Source organism: Nitratireductor indicus C115, assembly GCF_000300515.1.
Taxonomy (GTDB): domain Bacteria; phylum Pseudomonadota; class Alphaproteobacteria; order Rhizobiales; family Rhizobiaceae; genus Nitratireductor; species Nitratireductor indicus.
Genome location: NZ_AMSI01000073.1, coordinates 1 through 561 on the forward strand (window position 1 = coordinate 1; position 561 = coordinate 561).

The 561-nt window shown below is 59.0% G+C and carries 1 protein-coding gene; it reads left to right on the forward strand.

Features of this window, described 5'->3' with window-relative positions; all coding sequences use genetic code 11:
• Positions 1 to 561 (forward strand): GTP-binding protein (locus tag NA8A_RS24245; protein WP_009453097.1); only part of this gene is annotated, 561 nt, incomplete at its 3' end.

Consider the following 561-nt stretch of genomic DNA (forward strand, 5'->3'; position numbering starts at 1 on the left):
ATGGCCAAAGGTAAATTTGAGCGTACGAAGCCGCATGTGAACATTGGCACGATTGGTCACGTTGACCACGGCAAGACGTCTTTGACGGCAGCGATCACGAAGTTTTTCGGTGAGTTCAAGGCGTATGACCAGATTGACGCGGCGCCTGAAGAGAAGGCCCGTGGCATCACGATCTCGACGGCGCATGTGGAGTACGAGACGGAGAACCGTCACTACGCCCACGTTGATTGTCCCGGCCACGCCGATTATGTGAAGAACATGATCACGGGTGCGGCTCAGATGGACGGCGCGATCCTGGTCTGCTCGGCCGCCGACGGCCCGATGCCGCAGACGCGCGAGCACATCCTGCTCGCCCGCCAGGTTGGCGTTCCGGCCATCGTCGTGTTCCTGAACAAGGTCGACCAGGTCGACGATCCGGAGCTTCTCGAGCTGGTTGAGCTCGAGGTTCGTGAGCTTCTTTCGTCCTATGACTTCCCGGGCGACGATATTCCGATCATCAAGGGCTCGGCACTTGCTGCTCTCGAAGACTCCAACAAGGAGATCGGTGAGGATGCGATCCGC